This window comes from Pseudomonas aestiva, from assembly GCF_039908605.1.
GTDB lineage: Bacteria > Pseudomonadota > Gammaproteobacteria > Pseudomonadales > Pseudomonadaceae > Chryseomonas > Chryseomonas aestiva.
The window spans coordinates 4,790,988-4,817,772 of the sequence record NZ_CP150916.1 but is presented as its reverse complement, the minus strand read 5'-3'; the positions used below and the strand labels follow the sequence as shown (position 1 = coordinate 4,817,772).

General features: G+C 64.0%; 17 protein-coding genes. 12 read left to right on the top strand and 5 right to left on the bottom strand.

Going from position 1 to position 26,785, the window contains the following annotated elements; translation table 11 throughout:
* Window positions 1-343: 343 nt before the first annotated feature.
* Both AABM56_RS22285 and AABM56_RS22280 read right to left on the bottom strand, forming a co-directional pair.
* Complete coding sequence (locus AABM56_RS22285) at window positions 344-3,004, bottom strand: DUF4214 domain-containing protein (RefSeq protein ID WP_347883734.1); 2,661 nt, start codon at window positions 3,002-3,004, stop codon at window positions 344-346.
* A 223-nt stretch (window positions 3,005-3,227) separates the two neighbouring features.
* Window positions 3,228-4,562, bottom strand: a complete 1,335-nt coding sequence (locus AABM56_RS22280) for a DUF4214 domain-containing protein (protein ID WP_347883733.1) — start codon at window positions 4,560-4,562, stop codon at window positions 3,228-3,230.
* 221 nt (window positions 4,563-4,783) lie between these two features.
* On the opposite strand from AABM56_RS22280, the gene AABM56_RS22275 reads away from it, so the two are divergent.
* The 5 genes from AABM56_RS22275 to AABM56_RS22255 are packed head-to-tail and all read left to right on the top strand — an operon-like array spanning window position 4,784 to window position 10,039.
* Window positions 4,784-5,773 carry a GDP-mannose 4,6-dehydratase gene (locus AABM56_RS22275; protein ID WP_017641611.1) on the top strand — a complete coding sequence of 330 codons (990 nt, stop codon included), beginning with the start codon at window positions 4,784-4,786 and terminating at the stop codon, window positions 5,771-5,773.
* Complete coding sequence (locus AABM56_RS22270) at window positions 5,766-6,737, top strand: GDP-mannose 4,6-dehydratase (protein ID WP_347883732.1); 972 nt, start codon at window positions 5,766-5,768, stop codon at window positions 6,735-6,737. Before AABM56_RS22275 ends, AABM56_RS22270 begins: the two co-directional genes overlap by 8 nt.
* A gap of 9 nt (window positions 6,738-6,746) precedes the next feature.
* Complete coding sequence (locus AABM56_RS22265; protein WP_017641613.1) at window positions 6,747-7,526, top strand: ABC transporter permease; 780 nt, start codon at window positions 6,747-6,749, stop codon at window positions 7,524-7,526.
* 12 nt (window positions 7,527-7,538) lie between these two features.
* The gene (locus AABM56_RS22260; RefSeq protein WP_347883731.1) at window positions 7,539-8,741 is read left to right on the top strand and encodes an ABC transporter ATP-binding protein; all 1,203 of its coding nucleotides are present in this window, start codon (window positions 7,539-7,541) and stop codon (window positions 8,739-8,741) included.
* Between the two features lie 8 nt (window positions 8,742-8,749).
* Window positions 8,750-10,039, top strand: coding sequence for a methyltransferase domain-containing protein (locus AABM56_RS22255; protein ID WP_347883730.1), 1,290 nt, complete (start codon window positions 8,750-8,752; stop codon window positions 10,037-10,039).
* 79 nt (window positions 10,040-10,118) lie between these two features.
* On the opposite strand, the gene AABM56_RS22250 is transcribed toward AABM56_RS22255, so the two are convergent.
* Window positions 10,119-11,933, bottom strand: coding sequence for a DUF4214 domain-containing protein (locus AABM56_RS22250; protein WP_347883729.1), 1,815 nt, complete (start codon window positions 11,931-11,933; stop codon window positions 10,119-10,121).
* A gap of 1,028 nt (window positions 11,934-12,961) precedes the next feature.
* On the opposite strand from AABM56_RS22250, the gene AABM56_RS22245 reads away from it, so the two are divergent.
* Both AABM56_RS22245 and AABM56_RS22240 read left to right on the top strand, forming a co-directional pair.
* Window positions 12,962-14,611, top strand: coding sequence for a DUF4214 domain-containing protein (locus AABM56_RS22245; protein WP_347883728.1), 1,650 nt, complete (start codon window positions 12,962-12,964; stop codon window positions 14,609-14,611).
* Between the two features lie 72 nt (window positions 14,612-14,683).
* On the top strand, window positions 14,684-16,201 hold the full coding sequence (locus AABM56_RS22240; RefSeq protein WP_347883727.1) for a class I SAM-dependent methyltransferase: 1,518 nt from the start codon (window positions 14,684-14,686) through the stop codon (window positions 16,199-16,201).
* Window positions 16,202-16,697: 496 nt separating this feature from the next.
* On the opposite strand, the gene AABM56_RS22235 is transcribed toward AABM56_RS22240, so the two are convergent.
* A complete protein-coding gene (locus tag AABM56_RS22235) occupies window positions 16,698-16,982 on the bottom strand; it encodes a DUF3509 domain-containing protein (protein WP_347883726.1) in 285 nt (94 codons plus the stop codon).
* Window positions 16,983-17,168: 186 nt separating this feature from the next.
* Window positions 17,169-18,608, bottom strand: coding sequence for a cellulase family glycosylhydrolase (locus AABM56_RS22230; RefSeq protein ID WP_347883725.1), 1,440 nt, complete (start codon window positions 18,606-18,608; stop codon window positions 17,169-17,171).
* 328 nt (window positions 18,609-18,936) lie between these two features.
* Here AABM56_RS22230 and AABM56_RS22225 point away from each other — a divergent pair, with 328 nt between their 5' ends.
* From AABM56_RS22225 to AABM56_RS22205, 5 genes are all read left to right on the top strand, one after another.
* Window positions 18,937-20,286, top strand: coding sequence for a methionine biosynthesis protein MetW (locus tag AABM56_RS22225; protein WP_347883724.1), 1,350 nt, complete (start codon window positions 18,937-18,939; stop codon window positions 20,284-20,286).
* A complete protein-coding gene (locus tag AABM56_RS22220) occupies window positions 20,283-23,558 on the top strand; it encodes a glycosyltransferase (RefSeq protein ID WP_347883723.1) in 3,276 nt (1,091 codons plus the stop codon). The genes AABM56_RS22225 and AABM56_RS22220 overlap by 4 nt, the downstream gene beginning before the upstream one ends.
* Entirely contained in the window at window positions 23,555-25,231 is a 1,677-nt protein-coding gene (locus tag AABM56_RS22215; protein ID WP_347883722.1) for a DUF6311 domain-containing protein, read from the top strand. Before AABM56_RS22220 ends, AABM56_RS22215 begins: the two co-directional genes overlap by 4 nt.
* A 149-nt stretch (window positions 25,232-25,380) precedes the next feature.
* Window positions 25,381-26,304: a glycosyltransferase family 2 protein gene (locus tag AABM56_RS22210; RefSeq protein ID WP_183632408.1), complete on the top strand. Its 924-nt coding sequence runs from the start codon at window positions 25,381-25,383 to the stop codon at window positions 26,302-26,304.
* On the top strand, window positions 26,301-26,639 hold the full coding sequence (locus AABM56_RS22205; RefSeq protein ID WP_064309143.1) for a hypothetical protein: 339 nt from the start codon (window positions 26,301-26,303) through the stop codon (window positions 26,637-26,639). The genes AABM56_RS22210 and AABM56_RS22205 overlap by 4 nt, the downstream gene beginning before the upstream one ends.
* Window positions 26,640-26,785: the final 146 nt, after the last annotated feature.

The window sequence follows — 26,785 nt, the reverse complement described above, 5'->3', positions numbered from 1 at the left end:
GAACCAAGGGAACCGGCCAGGCCGAAGCCTGCCCCGCACGGCCCGCCATAGAACGCGCACAACCAGATGCTAAGCATTGGCTGTGAGCTATGACGCTGCCGCGCCTTGGTTTGTCAGGTTGCTACACCCGTCCACGGGATTGACCGTGGCCCGTAAAATCTAACGTTTAGGCCCAGCGACTGCAAATAATTGGCACGGATCGCGCGCCCGTTTCTGCAGTGTCTACTGTGGCTTGGCCCTCCCGCCTTGGTCGTCCAGCACACGGGGTCTTGGGTGTTGATAGAGCCTCACCTTCTAGCTCCGCCATTACTGTTGACGCAGAAGGTGTGTCCCCCCACGCTTGCTAGTGGGTGTCCATGGACTGCGCAGACTGTCCAACCAGCACGACGCCGGGAGAGCCAATGGAGGCTGCATCGCCGACTTGAGCGAAGGCCCCGTCCTTGCCAACCGTTGCGCCGACATAGGTGGGTTGGGTCGTCGACAGACCATCCCACACCGCCGAGGCGCCAGCGCCGACACCATAGGCCGCACCTGCGTGCTGACCGTCCTTGAACGTTGCATCGCTACCTGCGGAGGCCGTCGTGATCAGGGTTCCATCACTGGCAAGCACCGCGGTCAGGTCGTAGTTGAAGGCCGCAGCGACGTTGCCCAGTTTGTCGAACAGCATCACGGCATCCTCCTTGCCGAGGCCGGCCCCGTCGACGCTGACCACTGAGGTAGCACCGCTCAAGCCCCACGCCGTCTTGAACGCGCTCAGGTTCGCCGCAGCCACATCGGCGACCACCAGCGTCGCACCTGCGGCGAGAACGCTATTGCCGTCGAGCGTGATCGCGGAGGAGAACTGACCGGCTTCGTCCGTCATGCGCCAGCCGCTGAGATCGATGCTGGTCGAACCGTAGTTGTACAGCTCGAAGAAATCCCCGCTCTTGGCGTTGGAGTTGACCTCGGTGATCAACAGGCTGTAGTGAGGCCTGGCGGCAGTCGCAAAGCTTATATCCATAGCAGCCACGGCATTGCCCGCATGGTCAACGACCGCGCCCGCCTGCATCTCCAGGTGATAGCTGCTGCTCGCCTGCAGCCTGTCCGTCGGCGTCAGGTTGAGGACGTTGAAGTCGATCGCTACGCCCGGATCTCCGGCTTTGAACACCTGGACCACGGTGCCGGCCTGGTCCACCAGCTGGAGGCTACCGCTGCCCAGCGCGATGCCTTCATCGAACGTCAGACTGAGGCGGCTGCCAGTGGAGACATCCCGCGCATCGACCGCGGGATTGCTGGCCACCAGAAGGGGAGCGGCAAGGTCCACAGCCGGTGTGCCCAGCGTGACTAGGTTGCCCTGGAAGTGCTGCTGCGCCGGGCCGAGATCCTTGGACACCTGCGTCTGCCCCTGCCAGATGGTATCGCCGTTGTCCTGCAGCAGCAGGATCTCTGTACCCGATTTGACGCTGGTCGGGGAGGCGATGGACTCGAAACTGCCCCCGGTGGCGGCCAGCAGCGCATCCAGGTTGTTGTCGAGTTCGAAGGGCGCGGTGGCCGGGTCACCGCTCCAGGTGAACAGCCGGAAATCGTGGGTGACCGCGGCGGAGGCGCTGCCGGCAGGACCGGCCAGAATCAGGTAGCCACTGCCATCCAGGGCCCGGTCGATGGAGCGGATACCCCGCCCGCCGAGATTGAGCTCCATGGCCTCGAAGGTAGGCGAGAGGCTGTTATCGGCCAGCACCGCCTGATAATTGGTCACGGCAATCAGCAGCGCCTTGTCGCGCGATCCGGTATCCAGCTGCGGCGCGCGAAAACCCAGCCACAGCTGGCTGTCGTCGGGGGAGGTGGTCAGGCCTTCGATGGAAAAGCCGTTGACATGCTCTGGCGCGATGCCGGCAGCGGAAGAGACCTTCAGGCCATAGTAGCCGGCCGGCTTGCCATTGCTGCCACTGGCATCCCAGGCATCGAGCGCCGCGACCAGGCCTTTATAGGTCTGGATGCCAGTGGTATCGAACACCGGTTTGCCCTGGGCGTCGGTGGTCAGCTTCACGGCCAGGATGGCTTCGCGTCCCGGCGCCTCCTTGCCGCTCTTGCTGTTGCTGTGCGAGCCGGTGAGATACAGGGTTCCCTCCGTGCCGAGGCTGCCGGTAAAGGTCATGGCTTCGAAATCCAGTTCGTCGCTCAGGCCCAGCACACTGCCGTAGTCGAATGCGTCGAGCGCCTGGCCACCCTGCTGATCGTAAACCCTGAGCACATTGCCCTCGTCATCGCCGACGATGAGGTACTGGCCCCAGCGGATGACCCCGGACGCATCCGACGCGCCGGCCTGGGTGCCTGCCTCCGGCGTGAAGGTGAAGATGGCTGGCTGTGGCTCGGCAGGCGCAGGGGCGGGCGCGGCATTGTCGATCAGGTGCTCGGTCGTGCGGGTGACCAGCTCGATCAATGACTGCTGTCCCTGTTGCGCCAGGAGGTCGTTCAGCTCGGTCAGGCTCGGCGGCGTGCCACTGACCCCCAGATAGGCGAGACTCAGTTGCGCCTTGGCCAGCGCATGGGGCTGACCTTCCGGCGAATCCGCAAGTGCCGCCAGCACCTCCGTCCGGCTGGTGCCGGCCGCCAGTTGCTGGGTCCAGAACTGTAGACCGTCCGCATCGGCGGGCCGCCCCAGGGCATTCTCGTAGGCGGCGGTCAGAAAGGCCGTTGCCGAGCCCGCAGCCATCGTGGCGAACTCCGGCGATTGCAGAAACGCCTGCTGGATGGCTTCCAGAGGTGTGCCGTTCTGCAGTGCCTGGGTCCAGTACTGCAGCCCTTCGGTATCCGGCAGTCGTCCAAAGCTGCTCAGGTAGAGGGCGACGACAGGCACCCTGCTGGAGGCCGCTTCGGTCGAGAGCGAAAAACCCGTGGCTACCTGCGCGAGACTGGCAGTACCCTGGTCAACCTGCGCCGTCCAGTAATCGAGTCCCGCAGCATCCGGAGTGCGGCCGAGAATGCTCTGGTAGTAGGCGCTGATCGTTTCACGGGTCGTGGGCATGGCGCAGGTCCGTCTGATGACAAGGGAGACGGAGCCTAACGGGCAGAGTGTTGCAGAAAGATTGCAGGGGCGGGGCGGCTTCTGTTTCCCCTCGTCGAAGCCACGCGATGGGAGCTGCGGCCTGACCCCCGTTGGGCTTCGCTGCGCTCAGCCCAACCTAAGTGTCGTTGCAGGTTGGGCTGAGACGGCCTCATCGTCGAAGCCCACCAGCTGGAGATTCAGGCTAGGCCCACTCGTTCTGACCCACCAGCAGGATGAAGCCATTGGCACCGCTGGTCAGCGCCTGGTTTTCCGTCGAGTCGGAAAAGGACTGCAACACATTGGAACGACTCAGCCCGGTGCCGAGGTCGTGCAACCAGTAGTCGATACCGGCGGTCTCGCCGCTACGGCCGAGCACGTTGGCATACAGCTGGGTGACATAGGAGCGATCGTCCGCCGCAGAGAACAGCCCCTTGAACTCGCTCGAGGCGGTAAAGGACTGGGCGATGGCCTGGCTGGTCGTGCCCTTGGCGTGGTCGTACATCCAATAGTCGAGACCCGAGTAGTCCGGAACCCGGTGGAAGGCCGCGTTGTAGAGGCGGGCGATCTGCGCCTGATCGGCGGTCAGGACATAGAGGTTGCGATCGCTGAAATTGAGCAGGTTGATGTCGTGCAGGTTCAGCGAGAGGTCGCCGCTGTTGCTGGTCAGGCTGACCACGTTGCCAGCGGCCTGCCACTTGTAGGCGCTCGCCGCGTTTTCCAGGCGCAGCACATCGCCACCGCCATAGCCGTAGAGACTGCCGCGATGATCGCCATCCAAGGACAGGCGATCCTGGAAGAAAAACTCGCCGTCCTTGCTGCCGCTGTTGACGCCCAGGCCCACCGGTCGCGAGCCGGCAGCGGCCCCGCTGCCGTTGTCGATGCTGGCATTCAGGTACCACTTCCAGTTGCTGGCATCGCCCAGGCTGGCGTAGGTCGACAAGGTGTCGTTGTTATTGCCCGAAGACAATACGCCAAGCAGGTTGCCACTGCTGTCCAGCAGCGGCCCGCCCGAGGCGCCACTGCCCAGTCCGGTGGAGAATTGATAGGCGGCGACGCCGTCGTAGTGGGTCGCCGTGCCGGTGTCTTGCATGAGACCCGTGCCTCGACCCGGATAGCCGAGCACGGTGCCGGCGAAGGAGGTGGCGCCGCTCAGCATGGGGGTGAGAGTGCCGGTAACCGAGCTCAGGTTGACGTTGAAGCCCAGCAGCGTCAGGTCGTTCTGCGCCTCAGAGGGAGAGACCAGGCCATCGCCGTTGGCATCCCAGTTGCCGACCCGGCTCGACCAGTTATTCGCCAGGTAGGTTCCCAGCGGTGCGGACCACGCACCGGTGGCGTCATTGACGAAGGCCCCGGGCGCGATCATGACCTGGACGGCGGAACCGCCATGCGCGGCGTTGTAGACCATGTGATTGGCGGTGAGCACGTCGTTGTCGCCGACCACGCTGCCCGAGCCGCGGAAGGCGGAACCATCGGGAAAGATGGATTCGAGATAGACGATACTGCTGTAGGGTGCCGAACGGCTGGTGATTTCGCGCATGTCAGGAGAACCTCCCTGTATCTGAGCGGAAATATTCTAAACCCCGTAGCGCCTTCTTCCCGTGCATTCGTCGGCCCAGACAACCGCCTGGCATCGGCCTTCCGGATGCCAGGCCCTGCCGAGCACCGCACGCTTCCGGCCATATATCTGTGGTAGCATCGCCGGTCTTTTTTGTGTGAGTCGCTCGCACCTCGTCTCATAACTTTCGGAACCGTATCGCGATGGCCCAAAAAACTGCTCTGATCACTGGTATCACTGGCCAGGATGGCGCCTACCTGGCGCAGTTTCTGCTCGGCAAGGGATACAAGGTACTAGGCCTCAACCCCCGGCGTAGCACCTCCGACGTCAACCTGGCACGTCTGGAGTGGTTGGGTATCGCCAAGGACGTCGAGATGATCGACGGCGACCTGCTCGACCTGTCGGGTCTGATCCGCCTGTTCCAGCAATACCAGCCCGACGAGGTGTTCAACCTGGGCGCCCAGTCCTTCGTCAAGACCTCCTGGAACCAGCCGCTGCTGACCGGTCAGGTTAGCGGCATCGGCGCCGTCAACGTGCTCGAAGCGGCCCGCCTGATCAAGCCCGACGCCCGTTGCTACCAGGCCTCCACCTCCGAGATGTACGGCCTGATCCAGGAGCCGGAGCAGCGCGAGACCACCCCGTTCTACCCGCGCTCGCCCTATGCGGCCGCCAAGCTCTACGCCCACTGGATGACCGTCAACTACCGCGAGAGCTTCGACCTGTTCTCGTGCAGCGGCATCCTGTTCAACCACGAGTCCCCGCTGCGCGGCCTGGAGTTCGTGACCCGCAAGGTCACCGACGCCGTCGCCCGCATCAAGCTGGGTCTGCAGGACGAACTGCGCCTGGGCAACATCGACGCCAAGCGTGACTGGGGCCATGCCCGTGACTACGTCCAGGCCATGTGGCTGATGCTGCAGCAGGACGTCGCCGACGACTACGTCATCGCCACCGGTCGTACCACCACCGTGCGCGACATGTGCCGCATCGCCTTCGACGTGGTCGGCATGGACATGGACAAGCACCTGGTCATCGACCCGGCCTTCTTCCGTCCCGCCGAGGTCGACGTGCTGCTGGGCGATCCGTCCAAGGCCCGCGCCAAGCTGGGCTGGCAGGCCACCACCACCCTCGAAGAGATGATCACCGAGATGGTGGAAGCCGACCTGGCGCGCTTGAAGCCCCTCGCCCGTGCGTGATTTCGCCGGTCAGCCGGTCCTGGTTACCGGCGCCAGCGGCTTCGTCGGCAGCCATCTGCTGCCGGCGCTGGCCGCCGCCTTTCCGGCCGCCGAGCTGCACGGCACCTGCCGTGACGGCTCGCTGCCAAGCCAGGCGCAGGTCGTCGGCCATGCCCTCGACCTGAGCGATACGGCTGCCACCCTGGCACTGGTGCAACAGCTGCAACCGGCCGCCATCGTCAACCTGGCGGCCTTCGCCAGCGTCTCCGGCAGCTTCGCCCAGCCCGAGCGCTGCTGGCAGATCAACCTGCACGGCACGCTCAATCTGCTGACCGCCGCCGCTGCCCTCGAACAGCCCCCGGTGTTCCTGCAGATCGGTTCCGGCGACATGTATGGCGCCAGCTTCAAGCGCCATGCCGAGGTCGACGAGCAGGTGCCCCTGCATCCTCTCAATCCGTATTCTGCGAGCAAGGCCGCAGCCGATCTAGCCGCCGCCCAGTTCGCCGCCACCTCCCGGGTGCGAGTGATCCGCGCGCGACCCTTCAACCACAGTGGCGCGGGTCAGGGTAAGGGCTATGTGCTCACCGACTTCGCCAGCCAGATCGCGGCCATCGAGCGCGGCGAGCAGCCTCCCGTGCTGCGCGTCGGCGATCTCAGCGCCCAGCGCGACTTCCTTGCCGTCCAGGACGTGGTCGCCGCCTATGTGGCGCTGCTGGCTAATAGCGAAGACATCCCCAGCGGCACCGCGCTCAACATCGCCTCCGGCCGTCCGCTGCGCGTCCAGGAACTGCTCGACGCCCTGATCGATCAGGCCGCCTGCCCGATCCAGGTCGAGCAGGATCCCGCGCGCCTGCGCCCGAGCGATATCGCCCGCGCCGTCGGCGATTCGGGCGAACTCCGCCGCCTCACCGGCTGGCAACCGCGCATCGAGCCTTCTGCACTCGTCGCCCAGGTCCTCGCGGACTGGCGCCAATCCGGTTCCTGATCTCTGCCCATGAACTACTCGCTGATCCTCAACTTCACTCGGCAGGATCTGATCGATCGCCATTCCGCGTCGGTACTCGGCGCGGCCTGGACCTTCATCCTGCCGCTGGTCAACATCCTCATCTTCACCCTGGTGTTCTCCAACATCATGGGCATGCGCCTGGATGCCATGGGGATGCAGTCCCTCGGCCAGTACAGCTACAGCGTCTACCTGGTCACCGGGCTGCTCGCCTGGAACTGCTTCTCCAACACCCTGACTCGCATCACTCAGGTGTTCCACGAGAAGGCCCACCTGCTGGGCAAGGTCCGGCTGTCGCTCTGGTCGCTGCCGCTGTACATCCTGCTCAGCGAGACGGTGCTCTATGCCATCTCCATGGGCTTCTTCGTCGCCTTCCTGGCGATCATCGGCTTCCATTTCCCGTCCACCGTGCTCTGGTGGCCGGTGATCTTTCTCTGCCAGCAGCTGCTGGCCTATGCCCTCGGGCTGATCTTCGCCATCCTCAGCGTCTTTCTGCGCGACATCGGCCAGATCGTCGGCGTGGTCATGCAACTGTGGTTCTGGCTGACCCCGGTGGTCTATGTCATCACCATCATGCCCGAGCGCTGGCACCCCTGGTTCGCCGCCAACCCCTTCTATTACATCGTCGAGGCCTACCGCGCCGCCCTGATCCAGGCGAGCCGGCCGGATCTGCTGGCGATCGGCGTTCTGATCCTGGCGGGCGCCGTGCTGCTGGGCCTGGGCATCGTTCTGGGTCGCAAGCTCGAACGCGACATCCGCGACTTCATCTAGCAGGCTTTCGTCATGCTCCGCGTTTCCCATGTACGTAAGGAATTCAAGCTCTATAGCCGCCCGGCGCTGCGCCTGAAGGAAATCCTCTTCCGCCGCAGCTACCACACCCGCCATGTGGCGCTGGAAGACATCAGCTTCGAGGTCCGCAGCGGCGAGACCCTGGGCATCCTCGGCCGCAACGGCGCCGGCAAGTCCACCCTGCTCAAGATCCTCAACGGCGTGCTGCTGCCCGACGGCGGCGAGATCGACATCAAGGGCCGCGTCACCGGCCTGCTCGAACTGGGCACCGGCTTCGACGGCAACCTCACCGGGGTGCAGAACATCCTCGGCAACGGCCTGCTGCTGGGCATGAACCGCGAAGAGATCGAAGCCAAGCGCAACGCCATCATCGAGTTCTCCGAGTTGGGCCGCTTCATCGACGAGCCCATCCGCACCTATTCCTCCGGCATGGTCATGCGCCTGGCCTTTTCCATCGCCATCCATGCCGATCCGGACATCTTCCTGGTCGATGAAGCCCTGTCGGTGGGCGACGGCCACTTCCAGCAGAAGTGCATGAGGCGCATCAAGGCCTTCCGCGCCTCCGGCGGCTCCATCATCTTCATCTCCCACGACCTCAACGCCATGAAGATGCTTTGCGATCGCTGCATCGTCCTGAGCGAAGGCCGTGTGGTCGCCGACGACACGCCCGAGGAGGCGGTTAATCGCTACAACCAGCTGCTCGGCGCCGACCGCGAAGAGCTGGAAGTGGAAGCCGAGGAGAGCGGCTACGGCACCGGTGAAGCCCGTATCGAATCCGCCGTTTTGCGCGGCGTGGGTTCCGGCAGCGATACCCTGGCCTGCGGTGACGTCGCCCATCTGGACGTCCGCGTCAGCGCCCGCGAGCACCTGCCCGACGCCACCCTGGGCATGATGATCCGTGACCGCTTCGGTCAGGACATCTATGGCACCAACAGCTTCCTGCTCGGCGTACCCCTGGTGCTCGCCACCGGCGAAACGCGCGTGCTGCGCTACGAATTCCCCATGCGCCTCGCCCCGGGCAAGTACACCCTGACCCTGGCCCTGCACGAAGGCCCCGACCATACCCGCCACTGCTACCACTGGCGGGACAACTGCATCCGCTTCGAAGTGGCCGGCATCCTGGGTTCCGTCTTTGGTGGCCTCTGCGATCTCTCCGCCGGGTTGCATGACGTGACCCCCGTTTCCCAGCCCGCCTAGGCCCTGCCATGTCCGCTTCCCGTCCCGAACTCGCCCCCTGGCACGCCCTGCTGAACCTGGAGGGCGAGGCGCTGCTGCGCGCGGCCTATCCCTACCTGCTGGGACGCGAGATCGATCCCGAAGGGCTGGCGCATCATCTGCAGCGCCTGCGCGCCGGTGAAGACAAGCTCGAACTCCTGGCAGGCCTGCGTGACTCCGCCGAGGGCCGTGCCCACGGCGCTCCGGTGGCGGGTCTGCGCGGCGCGCGCCTGCGCCAGCGCTGCCGCCAGTTGCCATTGCTCGGCAGCCTGTTGCGCCGCTGCCCGAATGCCCAGCGCCAACAGCGCGACGCCGCGCGCCACCTGGCCCTGCATGAACGCCTGGAAACCCATATCCAGCGCCACGAGCAGCATTACCGGGTGCTCAGCGCCGAACAGCAGGTGCTTGGCGCCCGCCAGGCCACGCCCGATCCGGCCCTGGCCGAATTGCGCGAACGCCTGCGCCTGGCCGAGAACCTGAACCAGGAACTCCGCGCCCGCCTGACCGCCCTGGAAAGCGCGCCGCGCGCGGCGGCGTCCCAGCCGGCGCTGGCGACTGCCGTCCAGACACCCGAGATGGATGCCGCCGAAACTCCGGCCAGTAACCTGCCTAGCGGCACCGTGCCCGACAGCTTCTATCTGGCCTTCGAGGATCGCTTCCGCGGCAGCGCCGAGACCATCAACGCCCGGCTGTCCTACTATCTGCCCACCATCGCCGCCAACCCGGCCCTGGCTCGCGGACTGCCGCTGGTGGACATCGGCTGTGGCCGGGGCGAGTGGCTGGCGCTGTTGCCATCTGAGGTAGAGCGCCTGGGCATCGACCTCAATGCCACCAACGTCGAGCTGTGCCGCGCCCGCGGCCTGCCCGCCGAGCACACCGATGCCATCGCCTGGCTGGCCGCCCAGCCGGCCGGCAGCATCGGCGCCGTCTCCGCCTTCCACGTCATCGAGCATCTGGGCTTCGAGCGCCTCAACCAGCTGCTCGACGTCTGCCTCCACGCCCTGGCGCCGGGCGGGCTGATCCTCTTCGAAACGCCCAACCCGGAAAACATCGTCACCTCGGCCAACTACTTCTGGACCGACCCTACCCATATCCACCCGTTGCCGCCGGCCTTCACCGAATTCCTGGTGCAGTTCAAGGGCTACGCCCAGGTGGAAATCCACAAGGTCAACGCCGTGGAGCCCGAGCACCGCCTCCACGAAGACAGCGAAGTGGCCCGCCACTGCGACCGCTGGTTCTACGGCCCGCAGGACTACGCGGTGATCGCCCAGCGGCCTTGAGGTCGGGCCTTCCTTATATAGCCCCAATAAAAAGCCCCTGCTCCATCACTGGAGCAGGGGCTTCTTTATTACCGAGCTATCAGACGTTCGCGATACCCAGGCCGGCGATGCTGGTGCCCTCGGCGAAGGGCGTACCCGCCAGCTTGATCAGCGTATCGTTCTCGACATAGGTGGTGCTGCTGCCAGTGGTCTCTACATAGGCATAGGTGTCGCCCCCAAAGAGGAAGACGCTCAGGCCGTTGTCGGTCGTTGCCCCATTGGCCGCAGTGTTCAGCGCATCCGCCAGGTCGCTTGCGGTCGACAGGTCCTGAACGGTCGCCTTGTCGGATGCCACCACCGTGGCGCCTCTCAGGGTGATGGTGTCTGCCGCGCCGGCATTGGCCCCGGTGGTCGCTCGGTAGTCGGTGATGGTATCCAGCGCGCCGAAGGTCGAGATGCCATTCGGGCCAAAGACGAAATTGTCGGCACCTGCGCCCCCGGTCAGAGTATTTGCACCCTTGCCACTATTCAGGGTGTCATCCCCCGAACCCCCCTTGATGACCAGGATGCCATCGGCTTCCGCGCTGCCATCGATAGTCACCGAGCGGGTGACGGCCGACGCATCGATGGTCAGCGTCTTGCCCGCGGCTACCGTCTGATCCACCAGCGTCAGGGCGTTATCGGCCACGTCCGCCAGGGTCAGGGTGGTGTCGTTGGCCAGCACCACGTTATCCAGGGCGCCGGCGGTGAGCGTGTCGGTCAGGGTCACGCTGTTCAGGCCGCTAGCCGACAGTTCCGTACCCGTGGTAACGGCTTGCAGTACGCCCTGTACAGAGGTCAGCTCACCAGTGATCGCGGTCAGGGCGTCGGCGGTGATCTTGCCGGTAGTCGCGCCATCGAGGGTTACCAGATCGGCAGCATTAGCTGCGGTATTGGTCAGATCAACCGCCACGCCCTCGGCGTGAATAAAGGAAGTGGCGTCTGCGCTCAGCAGTGCCTTCGCCTGGTCGAGGCTCGCTTCGGTAATGGCGGTGACCTTGGAAGCATCCAGTACGCCCGAAGTGGCGGCCTCCAGATCCGTCAGGGCCGTTGCCGTCAGTGGGCCGTCATCCGTAAGGGCGACGGTGCCCTCGCCCGGAAACTGAATATTGGCTGCGGCGGCGCTGGCGATACTCACGGTAGTACCGGCCGGTACCGTGATGCCGTTGATGGTGCCTGTCACCGTGGAAGAGCTGCCGGCGCTGGTAAAGACGAAACCGCCATTCTCTTGAGCGACCGTCAGGGCTGCGCCCGGATTATCGAAAGTCACGGTGCCGTCCTGGCCCAGGTTGGCGGCAAATACCGGAGTCGGCTCGGGTTCAGGTGTCGGCGTGGTATCCGTTCCAGTTGCCTGAGCGACTGCGGCGGCGACGGCCGTGTCGAGATTGGCCAGGGAAGCGTCGCTCGCATCGATGCTATTAAGGAAGTCGCGACCCACAGCCAGGGCAGCCGCCTCGCTATAGCCGGTCGCGCCACTGGCTGCAACGCTGGCAGTGAAGGCATTGGCAGCGGTGAGCTTGTTGCTGGCCGCCGTGATGTCATTGTCCTGGGCACCCAGCAGGATCGCCAGGGCGGCCTGGGCCGGATCGACGGTGCCGCTTTCGATCTGCGCCTGCCAGTAGGCCACGCCGGCATCGTCGGCATCGCGCTTGAATAGATTGGCGTAGATGGCACTGATCGTCTGGTTGGTGCTCATCTCGCCGTACAGGGCGGCGGACTCTTCCGACGCAGCGAAGCCGGAAAGCACCAACGACAGATCACCGCCCTGGCTATCGACCTGATCGGCCCAGTAGGCCAGACCCGCGGGATCGGCTGGGCGGCCGAGGTAGGCAAGATAGATTTGTTGGATCTGATTCGTGTAATCCGAAGCGGCCATAGCGTTCATCCCTTGAGAAAATTGAGCGAAGTGCCCAGGGACTGTGAAACCTATCACGCTTAAATAGACATACGATTCTTGATTGTTGCGCTAAATGAAAAAAGATGCAGGTGGCAAAGTGCCGTATGTGGCGAAAGCTGCCTGAATGGGGTAGGAAACGCTTCGCTCGTTCCGCCATCAGTAAGAATCGTCAGCTGATGGTCGAGTGCTCGTGCGCGCCAGGTGGCAAGGGTGATGACAGGTGGTCTCAAAGGCGCTCAAGTAGCCGCTGATAGACGGCCACAGATAGAAGAAGGGAAGACAGGCAAGCGTGAGTAAGGCGGTAGTACCAAAGGTCAGCAGATTTCATTGCTGTGACTGATCAAATGATGACCAATCCGAGCTTCTTTTGCACAGCCTTAGGCTTTGCGCTATCCCAATCGATATTCGATGAATAGCGGCATCTGGCCAGCTTTTGCCAGTTTTTAAGCGCTTTTCACCCCTTATGTCTGCTCGAGATGCGACCGTTCGTCCGTCCGCAAACGCGACCATTGGTTATGGGAGGGACAGGGCTTCGATCGCAGACGGTAGTAAAAATGGAGCGAATGGTCCAGACGCAAAAGCCAGCGAAAAAAGGGCCTGCGCCAGATTTATGGCTTTTTACGGCGGTTTGTGTCCGTTAAACGACGATTCCCATGGCTATGTCAGCAGGTCAGGAACTTTAGCCTCTGTATCAGCGCATTCCATGCAGTGTCGACCCAGTAGGTCTCGGTACGATGAATCCGTCTGAGTAAAGCGTGAAAGGCTCTGAAGAAACGCTTGTTCCCGTCACAAAGGTCTGTGTAGGATTGCCGCCGATACCGCTGCTTTGTACGACGAACGCACATCCTGGATGTGAACCTCTTTACAAAGCCGATATCGAAACGAAACCCATCATGGGGGCTTCGCCCCAGCAGTTGGGGTGAGGCGACAGGCCGGTGCCGACGGGCGCCATCCAGTGACGGAAGGCCTGAAGTCGAATTCGACAAAATCTTAGGAGATGCAAGGAAATGGCTGTTACCACTACTCAAGTTCAGCAACTGTACCTGGCCTACTTCGGCCGTCCCGCCGAACAAGCCGGTCTGACCTACTGGACCGCTCAGACTAACGCCAACGTCACCGACATCAGCGCTGCCTTCGCTCAGTCCGCTGAGTACACCGGCGTCTACGGCAGCCTGACCCGTGCCCAGACCGTTGATACCCTGTATCAGAACCTGTTTGGCCGCTCCGCTGCCAGCAACGAACTGAACTACTGGGTCAACAGCACCGACGTCAGCGTCTCCAACCTGGCTCTGGCCCTGGTCAACGGCGCCACTGGCACCGACCGCCTGCTGCTGGACACCAAAGCTCAGTACGCTGCCACTGTTACCGCCAATGCCGGTGCTGCTGGTACCGCTAATGGCGTTACTACTACCTACACTGGTACTCAAGTTGGTGGCCAGACCCTGGCTCAATACTTGGCTGCAAGCACCTCCAACACTGCTAATGGCTTCTACGGCGCTGCCAACGTTGCTGCTAAAGCTGCTGTTGCTCCTACTGTTACCACTGGTGCCCAAGCTTTTGATTTCAAGGGCCTGAGCGCTGGTACTGCTACCCTGAACGGTCTGAACGGCACCGCTACCGCTACTCTGGCTAGCACCAACGTAGCTACCGACCTGACCCTGAAAGGCACCATCGCTGGCGCTTCCACCATTACTCTGGTTGAGGCTCCGACTGCTCCTGCCGCAGACGCAGTCGCTACCCTGCACGTAAACGTCAGCAGCTCTGCCACCACTGGCACTCCTGCTCTGACCGTGGTTGCTCAAGACACCACTACCGCTGCCAACAGCCTGAGCGCTCTGACCACCATCGACGGTGCTTCTTCCACCGCCGGCCTGGTGCTGAACACTACCGCTCTGGACAATCTGAGCAGCGTCACCACCGGTTCGGGCAACGATACCGTCACCGTCGACACCATCAACACCGCTGCTCCGACCAAGGCCGTTGCTCTGAGCGTTGACACTGGTGCTGGCAACGACACCATCGTAGGTTCCGTAGGCACTGCCAACCTGACCATCAATGCTGGCGCTGGCAACGACACCATCACCGTCAACGCTGGCTCCGCCAACCTGGTCGTGAACGCTGGTGCTGGCAATGACACCGTTACTCTGGGCGCCACTGGCACCGTTGCTAGCACCGTCACTGCTTCCCACACCTCGGTTATCTCCCTGGGCGATGGCAACGATGTTGTGAACTTCAGCGCTGCTGTTGCCAACATCCAGAACTACACCGCTACCACCTCCACCTCCACCGCTGCTCAAGTGACTGCCGCTGACACCGCTTTGAAAGCCGGCCTGATCTCGATCAGCGATTTCAATGTGTCTGCTGACCAGCTGAACTTCACCGTAGCCACTGGTGGTGCTGCTGGCTCCAACAGCGTTGCTACCCTGACCAATGCTCAGATTGGCGCAATCAGCGCTGCTACCTCGCTGTCCTCGGCTGTGCAGCTGGCTGCTTCCGATCTGGGTAGTGCAAAAGCTGTTGCCTTCCAGTATGGCAGCGACACCTACGTCTTCGTTGATGCTGCTGGTGCCGGTACCGTTGATAGCGGCGATGCACTGATCCAGCTGACCGGTGTTACCGCTACTCAGCTGACCGCTGCAAACTTCACCCACGCCTAATCGCGTTAGTGATGTGAAAACGGAGAGCTTCGGCTCTCCGTTTTTTTTGCTTTGAAAAAAGGAAGCGACAGAATGAATGAGTGGCATTCGGGCTATGTGGTTGACGTAGGTTATACCCACGGCTTCTATCGCGAATTTTCTCCATCGCACCTGGCATTGACCCAGCTTTTGGCCGATGCCCATAAAGGCTCGGTACATCACTTCTGTGAGCTGGGATGTGGCCAAGGCTTTGCCATTAATCTGTTGGCCGCTGCAAATCCGCAGGTTGCCTTTCATGCAGTCGACTTCAACCCGGCACAGATAGCGGGGGCTCAGCGGCTTGCGGCCAAAGCTGAACTGAGCAATATAATCTTCCATGAGGCGAGCTTCGCCGAATTTGCCCAGCGTACAGACCTACCGCTGTTTGATGTAATTGCCTTGCACGGGATCTACAGTTGGGTGGCAGCTGAGCATCGTGCCACGCTGATTGATATTCTTCGCAGCCGTCTAAGGCCAGGAGGTTTAGTTTACATCTCATACAATGCGCTACCAGGGTGGGCGGCGGCAGCACCATTGCGAGAGCTGATCTATCGTCACGCCCGTCATGATAAGGGTGTCGATCGCTTATCCGGCGCGCTGGCCTTTACCGAGCGGCTGGAACAGTTAGGCGCGCTATACTTCAAAAGTAATCCTGCGGCTGGCCCGAAGCTCGCCAAACTCAAGAAAGAAAATTCCAGCTATCTCGCTCACGAACTCCTAAATGCCACTTGGAAGGCGTTCTACCATGCCGAGGTGGTAGAAGATCTTGCCGCTGCCAAGCTGGAGTTTCTAGCCTCGGCAGATACGCTTGACCATATTGAGTCGATCAACCTTACGGTCGATCAGCAACACCTGCTGGCAGAGATCCCTGAGGCTGCACTGCGTGAAACCACGCGTGATTATCTAGTTAATCGTCAGTTTCGCCGCGATACTTTCGTTCGCGGTCGGCTGGCTCTGACGTCAATCGAGGTGCGCGAAGCATGGCTGTCACTCCGAGTAGCGCTTACTCTGGTGCGTAGCGACATTCCCTCTACCGTGAAGGGTGTTCTAGGGGAGGCTACCCTGCAGCCACAGGTGTATGACCCGATATTGGATGTGCTCTCTGACGGGCCCCGTACCCTGGAGCAACTATCGGCGGATACGCGCCTGACGCAGCTGGATTTCGCCGCTCTGCAGCAAGCCATCACCGTTTTGATCGGCGCCGGTCACCTGGCGCCTTGCCTGCCAGAAGAAGGCGAATCGATCCGTGCCGCTAGTGCCCGGGCATTCAACCTGGCTGTATTGGAGCGGGCTCGTCATGGCGAGGAGCTACAGTTCCTAGCATCACCCGTGACCGGTAGTGGTCATCACCTGGGTCGCTGCGACCAGCTATTTCTGGTGCATCACCAGACAAGGCGCGAGGACAGTCCAGAGCATTTCGTTTGGAAGACGCTGAGCAGCCAGGGCCTACGAGTGCTCAAAGATGGCATACCTCTACAAGACGAAACAGCGAACCTGGCCGAACTTCGTTCCCGCTATACCGCTTTCCTTGCCAACTGCCTGCCGGTATTACAGCAGCTCGGTATCGCCTAGGACGACGATAGCCTTTACCAAGGATCGTAGAGGCATATCTAGTCGTTTTGGGTCAGATAACGTCAGAGCTACTACCTGGAAGAATGAGTCTGCCAAAAGGCTGCGGCCCTATCATTCGCCTTGTTTGGAGCGATCTGGGCCTGCCAGGTGTGACATTTTGGTGGTAGACACAGCCAGCGCTTCGTCGGCTGTCATTGCAATTTAATCTCTCAGCCCCCAATTCTTAATAAATTCGTTAAATGGATAGCAAACCTTGGCGTGAGCGCCGTTCCCGGATTGAACGCCTGATCAGTTTCCGGTTTCCTATCGCCGATAACGAGGTACCCATGAGTCCTCGACCTTCCTTGCATCTCCTCGAGGCCAACCCGGACGCGGCGCGGCCTTTTCTTTTGCCTGCAGAAAAGTGAGCTGTGTTGGCTGGTTGGCCGCGGCGGTCCGCTCGGTCGTGACCGCGTTCTGCCAGCGGGCATTGCGCCCACGGGCAGTCTTGCGGGTATTAGTCCCCGTACCGCCGAATCCGCGCGCCACGGCGTTGCAAGTCCGAGGTGCAGGCGGCGTCCAGGGTGCCGCCGCAATTGGCCAGGTCGCGGCGTACGTCCTTGATCACGGTAGCCAGGCGGTCCGGGCAATTCAGCTCGGTCAGGGGGATGACCTTGGTCATGGAACTGGCGCCCTGGCTGTCCTTGACGGTGAGCAGCAGGCTGCGATCGGCAGGGCGCTGGGTGACCTGGCAGCTATGGGGTTCGAGGGCGGTGACCAGGCGGTCGATGGCGTCTTGCATGCGGGATCCTCCTTGAATCGGCAGGTGCCGGGGGAGGAGGGTAGAGGCCTACCCCGAGCAAAGGTTCAGCCGCTCTGAGGCGCTGCTTTGCTTCCACTTGCGTCTGTGCCTGGCGGGTGGGTCGGCATCCCTGTCGCGCGCGGAGGAGCCGAGTAAGGCGAGTCGAATCCGACCCGCTTTACTCCATCACTTCATATTGCTGAAGGCCGCCGAGGTGCGGGCGTCGAAGTTGCTCCTGTCGCTGTCGCCCAGGCCGCGCACCATAGCCAGCACCAGGGTCTGCGGCTTGACGTTGCCATTGCTCAGCTCGCCGACCCAGTAGTTGAGGCCCGCCGTTTCGGCGCTGCGGCCGATGACGTTGGTGTAGACCTTGCTGACCAGCGCCGCATTGCTCAGGCCCTGGTACTGGCCGCGGTATTCGGGGCTTTCGGTAAAGCTGGCGGCGATCTGGCCCACGTTCATCTCGCCGGAGGCGACGCGGTTGGCCCAGTACTGCAGGCCGGCCAGATCCGAGGCGCGACCCATGTACGCTAGGTACAGCTGCTGGATGCCATTGAGATCGGCCTGGCTCGCGCTCTTGGGCGCCTGACCGCCAGGGCCGAAAGTGCTGCAGCTGCTGCCGTCCAGATACTTGGCCAGGGTCGGCCACTGCGGACGGGTCTGGCCGTTCACCGGCTCCACCGACATGTTGTAGTTGGCCCAGCCGGGGCCGGCCGCCCAGTAGGTGGCCGGGATGCAGTTCTGCTTCAGGTAGGCGAGCATGTTGTCCATGATCACGTTCCAGCGCGTATCGCTGTCCGGTATGCCGAATTCGCCGATGAAGCCGCGCTTGCCGTTCTTTTTCAACCATTCCACGAAGGGCCGAACCCGCTGCACGCCGTAGTCGTCCGCATAGGCGGCGGCGCTGGTGTTGGCATAGTTGCCGCCACCGCCGTCACCGTCGAAATAGGTGTGGGCTTCGAAGATCAGGTTGTTGGCCGGATCGCGCAGGGCGAGCAGCGAGTCGTTCCACTGCGGCCAGCGGGTGGCCTCGGCCCAGCCGTTGCCCTCGATGAAGATCGGCCGCACGTTGTCCACGCTGCGCACGCCGTTGATGCCGTACTGGGCGGCCACGGGCCACTGGGCGGTGGCGTCGTGGGGCTCGTTCATGATGTCGTAGCCATACAGCGACGCCTGGCTGCTCCAGCGCTGGGCGATGCGGGTCAGCACATCCTGGTAGTGGTTGTAGCCGACGCTGCCGGTACCGATCACCGTGCCGCGGTATCTCATGTAGTTGTGCAGATCCAGGATGATCTTGATGCCGTGGTTCTGCGCATAGAGGAAGGTGCGATCGATCAGGCCGGCATAGGTCGGATCGAAGGCGCCGCCCAGGGCGGGTTGCAGGCGTTCCCAGATGATCGGGAAGCGGACCAGCTTGACGCCGCGCGCGCTCCACTGCTGGAAGTAGGCTTCCACCGGAAAGATGTAGTTGCGCTCGTTCAGGCCCGGCAGCACCTGGCTGGCGAAGCCGGCGCCGGAAAGGTTGAGGCCGACCAGCTCCACGGCACGCGCGGGGGCGGCAGCGCCCAGCAGGGCGCCAAGGGTCAGGATGCCGCCCAGGGCGGCCAGGGTTTTGCGAAGGGTCATGAGGGTACCGGGATAGGTGCTGCCGCCGGGCTCCTGCCCGGCCTGCCAACTACAAAATTCTGGCGACTGTCCTCAGCCAAGATTTGGCGCTTTCTTGACGCTTACCTGCCCAGTTTCAAATCCTGTGCCAGGGCTCAATCGATTCGTCTCTCCTCGCTGATTCGGCCAAGCCCCGCTTTTCTTGACCCCCGATCGCCAGGGCGCCGACGAGGTGTCGGCGCTGGGAACGGGCGGAGACATTCATCCAGAGCGCCCGAGCGGGTATCCTTGCCGTCTTCTCGCGATGGCCTGGCCATCGTCTCCCTCCTGTCCGACCGAGCGCCCCGCGATGTCTACCCCTGGCCCCGACCTGGATCTTTCCCGTCTCGACGATCACCTTGCCAACCTGATCGCCGACATTCGCCAGCGCACCCAGGCGCTGCAGCCGGCCGTGGCGCCGGCCGAGCCCACCTGGGAAGCCCTGCAGGAGCTGGACGACGAGGCCCTGGTGCGTGCGGCCTATCACTACCTGACCGGGCACCCCATCGAGCCGGAGCGGCTGTCCCACTACCTGACCCGCCTGCGCGGCGGCGAGGATCGTTTCGATCTGCTGGCGGCCATCCATCTCAGCCCGGAAGGGCAGCGCCATGGCGCCGCCGCGCCGGGACTGCGCCGTGCGCTGCTCAAGCGCAAGCTGCGCCGGGTGCCGGTGATCGGGCGACTGCTGAGCCTGATGCTGGAGGTGGCCGGCCTGCCGGGGCGGCAGCAGCGCGACAATGCCCGCTACTACCGCTGGCAGAACCAGCTGGCCTTGCAGGCGATCCTGCTGCAGCAGCAGAGCAACCTGCTGGAGTGGCATCAGCAGCGCTGGCAGGTGCTGCAGGATCAGGCGCCCGAGCCACGCCTGGGCGAGCTGGAGCACCAATTGGCCCAAGTCGAGGCGCAGCTGGCCCAGGCCCAGAAGCAGTTGGATCGTGGCGAGCAGGAGCTGCGGATGCGCCTGAATCTGCTCGAAGCCGCACCGGCCCTGCCGCTGGCGCCGCAAAGCGCCGCGCTCGGCGTACCGCTGGCCCTGGAACGCACCCTGCGTGAGCATTTCGCCCTGGACGAGCAGGCCCTGCGTGGCCTGCTCGGCTTCTATCTGCCGCTGGTCGAGGAATGCCTGCCCGTGCGCCAGGGCCTGCCCCTGGTCCAGCTCGGCTGTGGCGCCGGTCAGTGGCTGGCGAGCCTGCCCCAGGGCGTCAAAGGTCTCGGTGTGGAGGCCGATGCCGAGGTGGTCGCCCAGGCCGTGGCCCAGGGTCTGCCGGTCGTTCAGGGCGAGGCCCTGCGCTGGCTGAGCGAACAGCCGGCGGCCAGCGTCGGGGCGCTGTGCGCCTTCGAGCTGGCGGATCGACTGGACATGGCGCAGCTCTCCACCCTGCTCGACGAGGCGCTCCGGGTCTTGGTCCCGGGTGGCCTGCTGCTGTTGCAGGCGCTCGATCCGGCCCAGGCTTCCAGCGCCTGCGCCTTCTGGCTCGATCCGGCGCGGCAGCGGCCGTTGCCGGCGCCGCTGCTGGAGTTTCTCTGCCAGCACAAGGGCTTCGCCCAGGTGGCCATTCAGCGACCGCTGGAAGCCGAGTTGTTGCTGGAGGGCCAGCAGGCCGAGCCCCTGACCTGGCAACACTATGCGGTGTCGGCCTTCAGAGCCGAAACGGCATGACCCAGACCCTCGCCACCTTTCACCAGTGGGTCCTGGGGCCCCTGACCGGACCCTATGGCTGGACCTATCTGCTCGGCCTGCGTGACGTCGCTCGCCGGGCCGGTCTGTCGGCGGACATTTTTACCGACGAGCCACCGGCGGAGGGACCTGCCGACATACGTCCGCTCGACGATTATGCCGGCGCCGGCGCGGACGAACTGCTGCTGGTCCACGGCCAGCTGCAGTCCGCCCAGACACGTCGCCTAGCGCGGTGCCAGGGGCGGATCCTGGTGTTGCCGGGTACCCAGGTGGAGGCCGTTGGCCTCGCCGAGGTGATCGACCGGCAGCCCGCCATTCGTGGCGTCCTGAGTGGCGAGCCGGGCGTACTGGAAGCCCTCTATGCCCGCGATGTGACCGTGCCGGTCCGCCGGGTCGAGCAACTGCAGTGGCAGGTGCCGCCGGTTCCGGTGCCCCTGGATCTGGATCGTCCCCGTCCCTTCACCGTGCTCGTGCACGCGCTGGAGCTGCAGCACGCGGAAGCAGTCGGCGGACTGCTGCAGCTGGCTCAGTTGCCCGGAGCCCCCTGGCGGCTGTGCGTCTACGGCGATGAGCAGCCGGCGCCGCGCGCCGACTTTCTGGCTGGCATGGCCACCATGGAGCGGGTGGAACTGACCGTGCTGCGCGCCGAGGAGCCGCTGCCCGCGGTGGATCTGGCGTTCAGCCTGGAGCCCATGCCCGATCCGGCCTGGCTGCTGCGCCTGCTGGCGCTGGGCATTCTGCTAGTGGGCAATGCCCATAGCGGGGCAGGGCGCGAAATCCTCGGCGACGGCTATTGGCCGCTGGCGGCCACCGCGCCTGCGTACACGGCGGAAGTCCTGCAACGCCTGATGGACAATCCGGCGCTGCGCTACGGGGTGCAGCGTCGGGCGGTAGACCAGGCGCGTCGCTGGACGGCGGAAGGCTTCTACGCCTGGCTGGCGGATGAGTTGCTGGCGGACGGGATCCGGCTGCCGCAGCCCCGGCAGACGCGCGTCGAGGTACGCCTGGAAGGTCCGTTCGACAGCAGCTATAGCCTGGCAGTGGTCAACCGCGAACTGGCCCGGGGCTTCGCCGCCATCGACGCCTCGGTGGCGCTGCGAGCGACCGAGGGGCCCGGCCCGATTCCCGTGTCCCCGGAGTTTCTCGACGCCGACCCTGCCAGCGCCGCGGCCCATGCCCGTGCTGAGGAGCCGGCAGCTGCCGTGTTGCGCCTGCTCTATCCGCCACGGGTGAGCGACATGGCAGGCGATGTCCGGGTGCTGTCCTGCTATGGCTGGGAGGAATCCCTGCTGCCGGTGGAGGCCGTGGCCGGCTTCAATCGCTATCTGCAGCTGGTCACCAGCATGTCGTCCTATGTGACCCGGGTGCTGGAGGACAACGGCGTCGACGTGCCGGTGGTGACCGTCGGCCTGGGCGCTGATCATATCCTGCGCACCCCGGCGGAGCCGGCGCTGCTCGGCCGCACGCTGCCTGGCAGTGCCACGACGCTGAAATTGCTGCACATCTCGTCCTGCTTTCCGCGCAAGGGCGTCGACGTCCTGCTCGACGCCTATGCCCGTGCCTTCACGGCGGCGGATGACGTGGTGCTGGTCATCAAGACCTTTCCCAACCCCCATCACGATATCGCCGCCGAGCTGGCGGCCTGGCGCGCGCGGCACCCCGCGGCGCCGGCGGTCGAGCTGTTCAATCTCGATCTGCCCGAGGCGGCGATACGCGCCCTCTACGTCTGGGCCGATGTGCTGGTGGCGCCCAGTCGCGGCGAAGGCTTCGGCCTGCCCCTGGCCGAGGCCATGCTGCACGAGTGCGCCGTGGTCACCACCGGCTATGGCGGCCAGACGGATTTCTGTACGCCCGAGACCAGCTGGCTCATCGATTACCGCTTTACCCGCGCCCAGAGCCACATGCAGCTGAGCGGCTCGCTGTGGGCCGAGCCGGATACCGACCACCTGGCGCGGCTGTTGGCCGACTTCGCCGCCGCGCGCCGCGAAGGCCGCTGGCAGGCCCTGGTGCGCTCGCGCCTGCTGCGGGCCGACCGCTTGATTCGCCGGGACTACACCTGGGAACAGGTTGCCCGCCGCACCCAGGCCGCCATCGCCCGGGTCCGGGCGTTGCCGCCCTGTAAGCCGCAGCCCCGGGTCGGCACCGTCACCACCTGGAACAGCGCCTGCGGTATCGCCGGCTACAGCCAGCAACTGATCGCCGGCCCCCTGGCGGCCACCCAGGTGTTCGCCAACCGCCACGTCGCCCTGATCAATCCGGAAGGCCAGGAGATCCAGCGGGTCTGGGATCAGGGCGGCCAGGATTCGCTCGACGATCTGCTGCAGGCCCTCGATCGTCAGCCGGTGGACATCCTGCTGATCCAGTTCAACTTCGGCTTCTTCGGCCTGGTGCCCTTCGCCCGCTTCCTGCACGAGGTGCATCGGCGCGGTATCCGCACCCTGGTCACCTTCCATTCCACCGCCGATCTCGACCGGCCGGGCGATCACCGTAGCTTGCGGCAACTGCGCCTGGCGCTGCGCCAGAGCAGTCGCCTGCTGGTGCACAGCAGTCACGACCTCAATCGCCTCAAGGACTTCGGCCTGGCCGACAACCTGATGCTGTTCCCCCACGGGGTGATGCCGCCGCCCCAGGCGCTGGAACTGCCGGACGAGGCCCAGGGCCTGGCCGGACGGCGCATCGTGGCCAGTTACGGCTTCTTGCTGCCGCCCAAGGGCATCCTGCAGTTGATCGAGGCCTTCGCCGAGGTCGCCGCCGAGGACGACGCCCTCTACCTGCTGCTGGTCAACGCCCAGTACCCGGTACCGGAAAGCGCGGCCCTGGCCGAGGAATGCCGCCAGCGGATCGCGGCGCTGGGCCTGGAAGGCCGTGCGCAACTGATCGACCGCTTCCTGGACGATCGCGAATCCCTGGCCTGGCTGAGCCTGGCCGAGGTGGTGGTCTTTCCCTACCAGCACACCCAGGAATCTTCCAGCGCCGCGGTGCGCTGGGGCCTGCTGGCCGGCAAGCCAGTGCTCTGCACGCCGCTGGACATCTTCGAGGACGTCGACGAGGCGGTCTACCGGCTGCCCGGCACCGATGCCCAGGCCATCGCCGCGGGACTGCGCGAGCATCTGGCCGCCCAGCGACCGGCGCGGCAGGGTGAATGGCTGCGCAGTCACGCCTGGCCAGCCATTTCCACCCGTATCGACGGGCTGTTCCGCGCCCTGGCTCAGCAAGCCGTTGGCGATCGTTCAAGGGCTCAGGAGCTTTCATGACCGCTGTTGCCGGCCGCCTGGCCGTTCTCGACCGGCCCCTGGGTCGTGCCCTCTACTATGGGCTGGCCCTGTTGCTGGGCGTGCTCTATGTGGCGCGCCTCTTTCCGCTGGATTTTCTCACCGGTCATTCGGGGTTCTTCTTCGATACGCGCACCGACCCGACCCAGCACATCACCGGGATCTGGGCCTTCGTCCACGATCAGTGGCGTTTTCCACTGCTGCACACGGCGCTGCTCAATGCGCCGGAGGGGGCCTCGGCCGCCTATGCCGACATCATTCCCCTGGCGGCCATCCCCTTCAAGCTGATCAGTGGCCTGTTGCCCGCGGATGCCCATTACCTGGGTGTCTGGATCCTGGGGTGCTATGTGCTGCAAGGCGTGGCAGGCGCCTATGTGGCCGCCGTCTATCGCGGTCATACGCCCGTGGCCCTGCTGGCGGGCTGCCTGTTCGCCCTGATGATGCCGTCGCTGCTGATCCGTATTCCCCACGCCGCGCTGCATGCCCAGTTCCTGCTCATCTTCATGCTGGGTCTCTATCTGCGCTGGGACCAGCGGACCCTGGCACCTCGTTGCCTGTTCGTCGGCAGCCTGGGCCTGCTGCTGTTGGCGGGTAGCATCCATCCCTATCTGCTGGCCATGGTCTTCGCCTTCTATGCGGCGGTCTGGCTGGCTGTGGGTGTGCGTGGCGAGCTGTCCTCGCTCCGGGTCGCGGCCGCGCTGCTCGCACCCTTGCCGCTGCTGGCGCTCGAGTTTTACGTCCTGGGGTATTTCGATGTCGCCAGTGGCCTGCCGCCGTCGGAAACCGGCTACATCGAATCCTCGATGAATCTGCTGTCACCGCTGCTGGGTACCCAGCTGGCGCCGAGTCTGTTCCTGCCGTCGAAGGGCCTGGTGCTCGACGCCACGGGCATGCAGATCGATGGCCACAACTACCTGGGCGTCGCCCTGCTGGGCATGCTGCTGTTCATGGTGCTGCGTTCGCCACGCTGGCTGTTGGCGCGCTGCCGCCACCACTGGGTGCTGGTGGCGCTCTGCGTGGGCCTGACGATCTATGCCCTGTCCAACCGGATCTATCTGAGCAACCTGGTGGTGCTCGAGTATCCGTTGCCAAGCTTCATCGAGCCCCTGACCAAGATCTTCCGCGGTTCCGGCCGGTTCTTCTGGCCGGTAGGCTACATTCTGCTGATGGCGGCGATCGGCTATTTCCTGACGCGGGTCAATCCGGTCTATCGCCTGGCCCTGCTGGTGCTGATCGCCGTGCAGTATGTCGACATGTGTCATCACCGCGCCTATCTGGCCGAGGCTGCCGGGCGTAGTCCCTATTTCAGCCACGACCGGACCGAGTGGGATCGCCGGGTCAGCCAGGCGAAACAGGTCTATCTGCTGCCCAACTACGGCTGCGGTGGCTCGGCCGTGGATGCGCTGTTCCTGCAGTACTTCACGGCACTGCATGGCAAGCCGCTCAACACGGGTTTCCTGGCCCGGATCGTGGGCCATTGCGCGGAGCGCACCCAGGTACTGGACCAGCCGCGCACGCCGGGCGAACTGTTCGTCTTTGGCGCGAACAGTCCGGACTATCCCCGCGAACGTATCGAGCGGGCGATGCAGGGGCACTATGCGCAGTGGTGTCGCCAGGAGTCCATCGGCACTGTCTGCCAGGTCACAGGCCTTTGACCCGCTCGGCGCCGCCTTGGGTAAGCGGTTTTCCTGAGGTCGCCTTTTCTGGATAATCACCGGCCGGATCGGCCGAGACAGCCCATGTCTCGCTCAGGTGATAGCGGTGTTCACGGCTATCACCAGGCCTCGCTCATATAGGAAATTCTGTGCTCATCAGTCTGGTAGTGCCCGCCTACAACGAAGGTCGTCAGCTCATCGCCAATCTCCGGCAGATCCTGGCCGCCGCCGAACCCTGTGGTCACGAACTCGAGCTCGTCGTGGTGGATGACGGCTCCAAGGACGACAGCGCCGCTCAGGTCGAAGAGTTGGCCGCCATGGACCCGCGTGTCCGCCTGGTGGCCTTCACCCGCAACTTCGGCAAGGAAGCGGCGATCTACGCCGGCCTGGACAATGCCCGCGGCGCGGCTGCCGTGGTGCTGGACGCCGACCTGCAGCATCCCCCCCAACTGATCCCGCAGATGGTGGAAGCCTGGCGCAATGGCGCCCTGGCCGTCGAGGCGGTCAAGCACAAGCGCAACGACGCCTCTTCCCTGGATGCCTGGCTGGCGCGTAGTTTCTATCGGCTCTATCGCAAGCTGTCCGGCTTCGACATCGAAGGCCATTCGGACTTCAAACTGATCGATCGCGAAGTCATCGACCTCTATCTGAAGCTGCCCGAGCGCTATCGCTTCTTCCGCGGCCTGATCAACTGGCTGGGCATGGAAGGCACCGCCATCGGTTTCGAGGTCGCCCCGCGCGCGGGTGAAGGCAGCCGCTGGAACAAGCTCAGCCTGCTGCGCTACGCCATCAACAACGTCACCGCCTTTTCCACCGCCCCCCTGCTGATCGTCACCTGGCTGGGTTGCCTGACCCTGGGCATCGGCTTCCTGCTGCTGCTGGTGACTCTCTGGCAGAAATTCACCGGCACCGCCGAGGGTGGCTTCACCACGGTCAATGTGCTGCTGGTGCTGATGGGCGGCTCGATCATGACCAGCCTGGGGATCATGGGTCACTACGTCAGCAAGATCTATCACGAGATCAAGGCCCGGCCGATCTATATCCAGAAGCCGCAACGGCGCCGCGAGCCATGAAGGCGGCCTATCTGATCGCGCTGGCGGTGCTGCTGAACGTCGGCGCGCAGTTCTCCATCAAGCTGGCGGGTCGCGGCGGTGTTCCGGCGTCGCTGATCCAGCAGGTGTTCAACCCCATGCTGATCCTGGCAGTGGGGCTCTATGGACTCAGCTTCGTCCTGACCGTACGCATCTATGCGGTCAATGAGCTGTCGGTGGTGGCGCCCTTCATGGCGGCCTGCACCTTCATCCTGGTCTACATGGTCGGCTATCTGTTCTTTGCCGAGCCGATCACCCTGACCAAGAGTCTGGGTCTGCTGGCGATCATTGGCGGCATGTTCCTGCTGCTCAAATAGCCACGCGCCAGGTACCGGGTCTTTCCGGTGCCGGGCGAGCCCTCTGCAACTTCCCTCGCTATAACAGAACGCTGGTGGCCAATAGCGTCGGACAGGCGCTACCCGTGTGATTGCCTCGGTATCCCCATACCTCGTATTCAGGGATC

Excerpts from the sequence above, each read along its gene's own strand:
- AABM56_RS22285 (WP_347883734.1), bottom strand. The coding sequence starts at position 3,004 with ATGCCCACGACCCGTGAAACGATCAGCGCCTACTACCAGAGCATTCTC.
- AABM56_RS22280 (WP_347883733.1), bottom strand. The coding sequence starts at position 4,562 with ATGCGCGAAATCACCAGCCGTTCGGCACCCTACAGCAGTATCGTCTAT.
- AABM56_RS22275 (WP_017641611.1), top strand. The coding sequence starts at position 4,784 with ATGGCCCAAAAAACTGCTCTGATCACTGGTATCACTGGCCAGGATGGC.
- AABM56_RS22265 (WP_017641613.1), top strand. The coding sequence starts at position 6,747 with ATGAACTACTCGCTGATCCTCAACTTCACTCGGCAGGATCTGATCGAT.
- AABM56_RS22260 (WP_347883731.1), top strand. The coding sequence starts at position 7,539 with ATGCTCCGCGTTTCCCATGTACGTAAGGAATTCAAGCTCTATAGCCGC.
- AABM56_RS22255 (WP_347883730.1), top strand. The coding sequence starts at position 8,750 with ATGTCCGCTTCCCGTCCCGAACTCGCCCCCTGGCACGCCCTGCTGAAC.
- AABM56_RS22250 (WP_347883729.1), bottom strand. The coding sequence starts at position 11,933 with ATGGCCGCTTCGGATTACACGAATCAGATCCAACAAATCTATCTTGCC.
- AABM56_RS22245 (WP_347883728.1), top strand. The coding sequence starts at position 12,962 with ATGGCTGTTACCACTACTCAAGTTCAGCAACTGTACCTGGCCTACTTC.
- AABM56_RS22240 (WP_347883727.1), top strand. The coding sequence starts at position 14,684 with ATGAATGAGTGGCATTCGGGCTATGTGGTTGACGTAGGTTATACCCAC.
- AABM56_RS22235 (WP_347883726.1), bottom strand. The coding sequence starts at position 16,982 with ATGCAAGACGCCATCGACCGCCTGGTCACCGCCCTCGAACCCCATAGC.
- AABM56_RS22230 (WP_347883725.1), bottom strand. The coding sequence starts at position 18,608 with ATGACCCTTCGCAAAACCCTGGCCGCCCTGGGCGGCATCCTGACCCTT.
- AABM56_RS22225 (WP_347883724.1), top strand. The coding sequence starts at position 18,937 with ATGTCTACCCCTGGCCCCGACCTGGATCTTTCCCGTCTCGACGATCAC.
- AABM56_RS22220 (WP_347883723.1), top strand. The coding sequence starts at position 20,283 with ATGACCCAGACCCTCGCCACCTTTCACCAGTGGGTCCTGGGGCCCCTG.
- AABM56_RS22215 (WP_347883722.1), top strand. The coding sequence starts at position 23,555 with ATGACCGCTGTTGCCGGCCGCCTGGCCGTTCTCGACCGGCCCCTGGGT.
- AABM56_RS22205 (WP_064309143.1), top strand. The coding sequence starts at position 26,301 with ATGAAGGCGGCCTATCTGATCGCGCTGGCGGTGCTGCTGAACGTCGGC.